7 protein-coding genes are annotated in these 8459 nt (G+C 39.2%); 2 read left to right on the forward strand and 5 right to left on the reverse strand.

Features of this window, described 5'->3' with window-relative positions:
• Positions 1 to 13: 13 nt before the first annotated feature.
• From murD to AC33VI_RS03715, 5 genes are all read right to left on the reverse strand, one after another.
• Complete coding sequence (gene murD / locus AC33VI_RS03695; protein ID WP_491780920.1) at positions 14 to 1417, reverse strand: UDP-N-acetylmuramoyl-L-alanine--D-glutamate ligase; 1404 nt, start codon at positions 1415 to 1417, stop codon at positions 14 to 16.
• A 68-nt stretch (positions 1418 to 1485) separates the two neighbouring features.
• On the reverse strand, positions 1486 to 2043 hold the full coding sequence (gene ybiA / locus AC33VI_RS03700) for a riboflavin biosynthesis intermediates N-glycosidase (RefSeq protein ID WP_491780921.1): 558 nt from the start codon (positions 2041 to 2043) through the stop codon (positions 1486 to 1488).
• 3 nt (positions 2044 to 2046) lie between these two features.
• Positions 2047 to 3372, reverse strand: a complete 1326-nt coding sequence (locus AC33VI_RS03705) for a PhoH family protein (protein WP_491780922.1) — start codon at positions 3370 to 3372, stop codon at positions 2047 to 2049.
• Positions 3373 to 3428: 56 nt separating this feature from the next.
• Positions 3429 to 5906 carry a dynamin family protein gene (locus AC33VI_RS03710; protein ID WP_491780923.1) on the reverse strand — a complete coding sequence of 826 codons (2478 nt, stop codon included), beginning with the start codon at positions 5904 to 5906 and terminating at the stop codon, positions 3429 to 3431.
• Between the two features lie 486 nt (positions 5907 to 6392).
• The gene (locus tag AC33VI_RS03715; RefSeq protein WP_491780924.1) at positions 6393 to 7022 is read right to left on the reverse strand and encodes a cysteine dioxygenase family protein; all 630 of its coding nucleotides are present in this window, start codon (positions 7020 to 7022) and stop codon (positions 6393 to 6395) included.
• A 190-nt stretch (positions 7023 to 7212) separates the two neighbouring features.
• On the opposite strand from AC33VI_RS03715, the gene AC33VI_RS03720 reads away from it, so the two are divergent.
• Positions 7213 to 7509, forward strand: coding sequence for a hypothetical protein (locus AC33VI_RS03720; RefSeq protein ID WP_491780925.1), 297 nt, complete (start codon positions 7213 to 7215; stop codon positions 7507 to 7509).
• A 126-nt stretch (positions 7510 to 7635) separates the two neighbouring features.
• The coding region (locus AC33VI_RS03725) for a formylglycine-generating enzyme family protein (RefSeq protein ID WP_491780926.1) at positions 7636 to 8459 on the forward strand (824 nt) is incomplete at its 3' end.

The raw sequence follows: 8459 nt of genomic DNA on the forward strand, positions 1-8459 counted from the left end.
TACTCATTACTTATTACTTATTACTTAATGCCATACACAATTCCTTGAAATGTTGTCCTCTGGCTTCAAAACTCAGATAGCGATCGAAACTAGCACAAGCAGGAGAGAGTAAAACTACCTTTGCTTGCTTATCTCGCGCGATCGCAACACTTCTAGTAACGGCATTTTCCATTGTTTCTACAATCTCATAGTTTTGATAATTGCGATCGTTCAATCTTCGAGCAAAATCTGGTGCGGCTTCGCCAATTAATAAAACAGTGGCAGCTTTAGCTTTAATGCGCTCGATCCAGGCAGTATCGTCTCCCGCTTTACCTTGTCCTCCAGCAATCAAAATTACTGGTGCTGCTACAGAATTCAAACCCACTTCTGCAGCATCGTAGTTAGTAGCTTTACTATCATTAATAAATTTAATCCCATCATAGGTGCGAACGTATTCCAAACGATGTTCCACTCCAGGGAAAGAAGTTATGGCAGATGCGATCGCCTTTCGCTCGATACCTGCTATTTTAGCTGCTGCGACGGCTAACAAGAGATTTTGTAGATTATGTTCTCCAGGCATTTTAAACAAAGATACTGGGGCAATAAGTTCCCCAAAAGCGTGAATCCAACCGTCTTCCAAGTAAACTCCTACAGAGCGATTGTCGGTAAAACTATTTTTACCTTGAATGCTAGTCCAAACCACATTTTCTCCCCATTCCATATTTTGTAACAAGCGCGATCTTTGGCTGGCTTCTGGATCGTCGCCGTTGACAATTTTGTATTGAGAGCGACAGATCAAATCTTCCTTAATTCGATAATAATTCTCTAAAGTCTTGTGGCGATCGAGGTGATCGGGAGTAAGAGTAGTCAGAATGCCAATGTGGGGAGCTAATTCTGACGAGGATTCAATTTGATAGCTACTCACTTCCGCTACAATCCAATCAAAGCGATCGCGATCTTCAAGGGCTAATTCGCTAGCTGCATAACCGATATTGCCACAAGCAGGAGCATTTAACCCCGCAGCCTGAAAAATTGCTGCCACTAAAGCTGTAGTCGTAGTTTTGCCATTAGTACCCGTAATACCAACCCAAGGATTATCCTGAAGATAACGCCAAGCTAGTTCGATTTCTCCAATCGTTTCAATCCCCAGTTTCCTAGCAGTTTCTAGCGGTTGAATATTCCAAGGCACTCCTGGACTAACTACAATCAAATCGGGGGTCTTATCCCCTTTCAGAGTCGGTTTGCTGTTTAATTTGACAGTTATTCCCTCTTGAGTTAGTTGTTGTTGAGATGCTTGCAAATCCCTACCATTAGATCTTGCTGCTATTTGCGATTCTGTTGCCGAATCAATTAGAGTAACTTGCCAACCTTTGCGATCGAGCAATCTTGCTGCGGCAATTCCCGATCTTCCTAAACCAATAATTTCGCCTTTGGGCATGAATCTCGTAATGTAACAATTCCCATAGAATGTTAGCGTATTTTGGTAATGGATAATGGACAATTAATTTACCCTGAAGCTAAAAGACTCCGTACTTCCATTAAGGCAAAGCCCAACAGGTTTAAACCTCTCCATTGATAAGGATCTTCGGCTTTAGGGTTATTTTGCCCCAATCCAATCCCCCAAATTCGATCTCTAGGACTAGCTTCCACTAGGACTCTTTGGCCCGTACCCAGCAAAAATTCTTTTAAAGCTTTATTTTGACCGAATTTTCCGAGATTTCCTCGGACGACGATCTCCATACGATGTTGTTCCCAGACTTCTTGCTGAAAATCTGTCACCAAACGACCGAGTTTTTTCGCTTCCCCTGGATGTTCTACCTGTAAAATTTTCTTCAAAATCTCTCGGTCTTCAAACAAGCGGGCTTTTTCTGCCATCATATAATGTTCGGCAGTGAGATATTTAATCCCTGCCAATTCAAAAGATGCTTGATACCATTGACTAAAACAACTCTTCCCAATCGAACCATCTGGGTTGGGCTGATGTCCCCAGAAAAAAAGATATTTAAAGCGATCGCCATGATTAATACGATCTATCAAATCTAGTTTAGTTTTAATCAAATTCATAATTTATAACAAAGCTGCTGCTCTTTCTGCCAAGCTCGATCGCTCTCCTTTCGTCAGAGTAATATGACCTGCTAAGGGTTCGTGCTTGAATCTTTCTACTACATAGGTCAAACCATTACTAGCAGCATCCACATAGGGGTTATCGATTTGATCGGGGTCGCCCGTTAAAACTACTTTAGTTCCTTCTCCCGCACGGGTAATAATTGTTTTGACTTCGTGAGGAGTTAAGTTTTGTGCTTCGTCAATAATTAAAAACTGCTGGGGAATGGTTCGTCCGCGAATATAAGTTAAAGGTTCGATTTGCAGCAGTCCCATGTCCATTAATTCTTCGTGACCTCTACGCCAATGTTCTGGTTTTCCTTCTCGGTCTTGAGTGCCAAAAATTAGATCGAAGTTATCGTAAAGAGGCTGCATCCAAGGAGTTAGTTTTTCGTTAATATCTCCAGGCAAAAAACCAATATCTTTCCCCATCGGTACGACGGGACGGGAAATTAGAAGACGACTGTAGAGTTTTTCGTCGGCAACTTTCTGCAATCCTGCGGCGATCGCTAATAAAGTTTTACCAGTTCCTGCTTTTCCCACCAAAGTAACTAGTTTAATCGAGTCTTGCAAAAGAAGATTGAGCGCAAATCGTTGTTCGCGGTTGCGGGGTTGAATGCGAGAAACTCCCAATTTGGGTAGATCGATCAGAGGGACAATAGTTTTGCACTGACCGTCTACCATGCCTAAAGCTGTATGGGAAGGATTGAGGCGATCGACTAAAGTAACATCTTGGTTGGGTAATAGTTTTTCTTCTAGAGGTATCGAACCAGTTTTGAACAGCAGATCTATTTTCTCTGCCTCGACAAATATTTCTGTAGAACCAGTGTAGAGTTCTCCTATATTTACTTTATCGGTTTCATAATCTTCAGCATTAAGTCCCAAAGCATCTGCTTTAATCCTTAGATTAGTATCTTTACTAACTACAATCACAGGACACTGACACTGATTCTTGCACTGCATTCCTACTGCCAAAATAGCATTATCCGCCACATCACCGCTTAATTCGGGAGGTAGTTCTTTGAGGGTATGGCGATCGCTTAAAGCTACTCGTAATGTTCCTCCATTCTCTAAAGTTACCCCAGTAATGAGATGACCAGATTGACGCAAATCATCTAGAGTACGGGAAACTTGGCGAGCGTTGCGACCAGTCATTTCTGGTTGTTTTTTAAAACGGTCTAACTCTTCGATTACGGCTATGGGTAAAATTATTTCATTATCTTCAAACCGCAAAATGGCAGTAGGGTCATGAAGTATTACATTCGTATCAATGACAAAGATTTTTTTCATTCATTAAGAATAGCTAAGAACTGGCAAGCTTTTTGCTCCAATATTCCATTTTATAGCTATTTTAAAGACTCGATTGTAATCTTTTGGGTTTTTTCCAAATAAAGATCGGTTTTTTGGATACATTTACTAGTTTGAGGCACTAATTTTGCCAAGCTATTGGCTAATTGCTCTCTTTTTTCTAAGGACAGTTTGCGATCGCATTGAGCCTGTTGCAGACTGTTGAGATAAGTACCTAAATATTTATCTAGTTTGACAAAGAAATTATCAACTTGCTGATGTAATTCTTGTTCTAAATAAACTTCAATTTTTTGCTGAATTCCATCAATAAAAAGATCGCTACATTTATTCAGTTCTTTAATGATTTCATTAACAGAAACTGCATAGTAGTCTTCTTTTTTATAAGGTCGCTTGTGTTTTTCTTGACTGTAAAAAGGAACTACCCCAAACCAATAATACCAAGCTCTTTTTTTAACTAACTTTTCTTCGTAGCCATCGTCAACTAGACGGCTTTTGGTTTTGACCAGTCTATTTTCCACCTCAATTTCTCGATCGCTGTTAATAATTGGGGATGGTAAATGTAGCTCTACTTCAAAAGTAGTTTGCAAGCGTTGTTTGGCTCTATTAATAATATCTTTGGTCTCTTCAATTAGAAATGTTTCTAATTCTCGTCTAGCTCCTTTAACTTCAATTTCAATATCTTGACTGACTTTGATAATTAATTCTTCCAAACGTTGTTTGGCACGATCTATTGCTTCTTGAGTGAAATTTTCTGCTTCCAACTCGGTTTTAAAAGAAATAGTACCCGAAGTTTTATACTCAATACCAGCCTTAATATTTTCCGAAACCCATTTGGGAAATAGTTCAAAGTCTCCCAAATTACTCATAAGTAAATTTCTGGCATGAATGTCCGCTTTTTTAATCGCGTCGGCTTGATGATATTCTTCTCCAGCAAAGAAGGTTTCTACATTAAGTACTGCTTCCCTTTTAAGTCGGGAAAGAATCTGTTCTAAACTTCCTTGCAGCTTAATTTTAATATCTGCCATGTTACTTAAGCGATCGCGACAAGATTCTAAATAGCTCAAATCGTTTTCTAAAGATTCTACTTCTGACTGAATTTTTGCTGTATCTCGATCTAGAGCATTATTCCGCAGATTGAGATCGTCTTTAATGGCTAGTAAATGATGGCGACTGAGATTTAAAGCATTATTAATACATTGCGGTGCAGCATTGACAATTAAAGTAGAAATTGCAGTTTCAATAAACGGTGCGAAACCAGATTTACGCCAGAGTTTGCCCGCCTTTTGAGCCATAATTTTGACGGTAATATCGTCTAGTTCTTCATCCCAATCTATTCCTAATACTTCTTGAGCTAAAGCAGTTAGAGATTTGATTTGTAATAATTGAATTTTAGGATTTTGCTGTACTACTAATAAAAACTTAGTGGCTGTAAAAGCCCTGACGGCTGCCATTTCAAAGATGCGATGAGACCCCGCGCCGCCGCCAGGCGCAAGGGAATGCTCATCAAGATCGCTATTATCATCGGTCAAACCCAGATCGGCTGCTACAAATTGTTTTACTTGCTCCCCAGTCATGTCTCCTTCGCGACGCTGATCGATTTTATTCACCGCTACATAAAGATTATCTCGACCAATAGAATCGACAATCGGCTGAATTTGCTCTTTAATAGTTTGAGCTGCTTCGCTGTTGAGTTGGGTAAAATCTAAAACCACTAGTACTATAGAACAACGACGCAATTGTTCTTCTACTACTTCAGTTAAATGCAAACCAGCCTCGGCTTCATTAGGTCCAGGAGTATCAACGATGGTTAAATTTCCTCTGGCTTCTATTTTGCGATGTTTGCCAATTCTTAACCAAGGAGTTTTAATACGGGGTATGTCCTCTAGTTGAGCGATATAGTCCTTGGCAGGATCGATGACGCTAGAAAGGCGAATTAAATGATTGAGGCGATTGAGGGTTTGAGAGATTGCTTGGTGACCGACGGTTTCTTTAGCCAGTGTAAAATCTCTGGAGGCAGATATCGAGACAAATAGATCGATTAAATGGGGATAGCGTTCGAGTTTTTCTTGTAGAGGTTCGATACCCAAACAGTTTACTTTATCTTTGAGATTTTCTGCCAAACTTTTAAATAAGGCGATCGTTTTTGCGCTAATTTCAAGAGTCGCTTGTTTGGTTGCAGTTTCAAAAACAATTTCTGTGGGAATGGTAGTCATTGCCACCGCGCAACTGGGTAATAATTCTTGTCCTGCGATCGCATTAATTATTGTCGATTTCCCCGCCTTCATTGGGGCAACAATTGCCATTCTTAATTCTAAATCGGCAACATTCTTGCCCGCAGCAGCGATTTGTTGTTGGAAAACATCGTATTTGGCTTCGATTAAATTTTCGACATTATTTTGCGTATCATCAATTAATAGATTGATTTCATCTAATAATTCAATCGTCTCTTTCTGTAGATTGTCTACGTCCAGGATATTTTGTATCTCAGATTGCTGAGAATCAATCTTATTAATCATATAACCAAACTAAGTTTTTAAAATTTGTTTCGAGTCTGGCATATTTTTTGGGGTAAAACCTCCGTAGAAAATACCAGAATTTATTTTTTTTGCTTAAAAATCCGCATATTTGATGACATATTTTGTAAAACTATTTGATAGTAAATAATCCTAAAATGATTAACTTATGTATCTTTTATTGCAATAATAAAAAAAGATGATATATTAATACCAGAAGCTAATAAAGCTTCCCTGACAGAGCGTTCGGGTTTTTAAATAGTAAATAAAGGAGATAAAGACCTGATTAATTTTAAATCTGTCTCGTTGAATAAAAATAATAACATCCAGTACTTAAAGCTAATATTTTCTCAACTGGTAATTGGGAGTTAGTTAATTAGTAAGCCTTGCTAATTAAAGCTCTTATTGTAATCTATATATGAGAGAAAGTCCCTTGGCTAAATAAGATTGGATGTTATTATTTTGGCAGAAAAAAAATTTAATTCCCGTCTAAAACTTTTTGGCAGTGTGGTTTTTAGGATCGAACTGATAGCGTTGCTGATAATTAGTTTGTCCGTAAATATTAAAAGAAATAGTGGGTTCATCTCCAATTGATTCGACGCTGTGAATGGCATCGGGCATCAAACCAATTATTTCTCCTGGCTCTAATATTTGTTCCCCAATCAATTCCAAGCGATCTGGGTGTTCGGCAGTAGGAGATCGCTTCCAAAAACGATTTTTTTCCGTTCCGCTCACTATTGCTACTATGCCCCAAGCTCCATGATTGTGGATGGGAGACATCCCACCTGGTTGCCAAGCCACCATTTGCACTGTTAGGGGATATTCTGGCTCGCGATAGAGCATTTTAACCGACCAACCAGTTTTAGGAGAAGGCTGTTCGTATTCCATTTGCAGCCAATAGGAACTAGTTAATAAATTTCTCACTAGAGGCATAATTGCTTTGAGGCGGTCGCGATCGTCGGGAATATCTAATAAGATATCTTCCATATCGGTAAGAAACCTAAATAGTCGATAGGGATCGGTACTCAATTCTTTTTCTTCGGGATAATAGGCTTCTCTACTACTGTCGTTAAGAACAATCCAGTTGGCGCAATCGGGGTTTTCTTGGGTAATGCTCATAAATAATGGAGTATTGTACAAAACTAATAATGACCAGGTTAATGGGGGATAGTGACGATTAAATTATTATTTTCTGAGAAGCGATCAACTAATTTTTAGCAAACATCAAGACGTTACTCAGATAAAATTCAGGTTTCTTGAGTTGAATGATAACTGTCAATCAAACACAAAATACAACTCAATCGAAATTATGAAACTTCAATATATTGCTACTGTCGCTGCTGCTTCCATCTTAACTATTGGTGGTGCGAGTTTCACTTCTAACACTGCTTTCGCTTCTACTCTTCAAACAGACGTTTCTACATCTACTTTAATTGCAGGTAATCCTTGTGCAGCAGGTAATCCTTGTGCAGCAGTCGATCCTTGCGCAGCAGGTAATCCTTGTGCAGCAGTCAATCCTTGCGCAGCAGCTAATCCTTGTGCAGCAGTCGATCCTTGCGCAGCAGCTAATCCTTGCGCAGCAGCTAATCCTTGCGCTGGTAAATAAACAACATATATTCCTTCAGAAAAGTGTTTTTCAAACGGCTGACATAATATTTAATCTCTTCAGTGTTGACTGGGCAATCATAATCATAAATGGTTGCCTTATTTTTTATCTAGATAAAAACTTCTTATGAAGCAGAAAACTATTATCTCCCTCAGTACGATCGCCTTAGCTATTTCTAGCTGTAATATTTCCCAATCGGCAAACTCTACCGCATCTATTACTCTTCAAGAATGCCAGGCAGACTCGGATTTTGTTTTTATTCCAGGAGGTAAATATATTCAAGGTAGCGATCGCCAAGAACGAGACTATGGCTATCAGATTTCCGCCCAATCTATTGCCAAAACCCCAAAAAGTATTGATTTAGCCGAACAAAAACTACGTCAAACTGGTTGGTTCGATCGCGAAGTTGCTCGTCAAACCGATTCTTTAGCAGGATTTTGTCTGAGTCGTAATTTAGTTACCAACCAAGAATATCTTGAATTTATTCGAGCTACTAACCATCGTATTCCTGATATTAGCGAATCAGATTACCAAAAACAGGGCTTTTTAGTTCATCCCTATTCTAAAGTACGAGAATTTTTATGGAACAACAATTCCTATCCTTCCAATACAGAACAGCATCCAGTAGTTTTAGTTTCCTATCAAGATGCTCTAGCCTATGCCCAATGGAAAGGAGAACAAACAGGACATACTTATCGCTTGCCAACAGCAGAAGAATGGGAAAAGGCAGCTAGAGGAGAAAAAGGAAGCTATTTTCCTTGGGGAAATGATTGGCGACAGGAAGCAACGAATACAGGAACTAGCGGTCTCAATTACACTAGTGCGATCGCTAGTTACCCACTCAGTAAAAGTACATATGGAGTGGAAGATATGGCAGGTAATGTATTTGAATACACTTCTACTTTAAAATTTGCTGGTAATCGTGTGGTAATGAAGGGTTGTTCGTGGGA

This window comes from Waterburya sp. (genome assembly GCF_058530065.1).

What these genes read in the sequence shown, in the direction of transcription:
- murD (WP_491780920.1), bottom strand. Translation starts at nt 1,417, where the DNA reads ATGCCCAAAGGCGAAATTATTGGTTTAGGAAGATCGGGAATTGCCGCA.
- AC33VI_RS03705 (WP_491780922.1), bottom strand. Translation starts at nt 3,372, where the DNA reads ATGAAAAAAATCTTTGTCATTGATACGAATGTAATACTTCATGACCCT.
- AC33VI_RS03710 (WP_491780923.1), bottom strand. Translation starts at nt 5,906, where the DNA reads ATGATTAATAAGATTGATTCTCAGCAATCTGAGATACAAAATATCCTG.
- ybiA (WP_491780921.1), bottom strand. Translation starts at nt 2,043, where the DNA reads ATGAATTTGATTAAAACTAAACTAGATTTGATAGATCGTATTAATCAT.
- AC33VI_RS03720 (WP_491780925.1), top strand. Translation starts at nt 7,213, where the DNA reads ATGAAACTTCAATATATTGCTACTGTCGCTGCTGCTTCCATCTTAACT.
- AC33VI_RS03715 (WP_491780924.1), bottom strand. Translation starts at nt 7,022, where the DNA reads ATGAGCATTACCCAAGAAAACCCCGATTGCGCCAACTGGATTGTTCTT.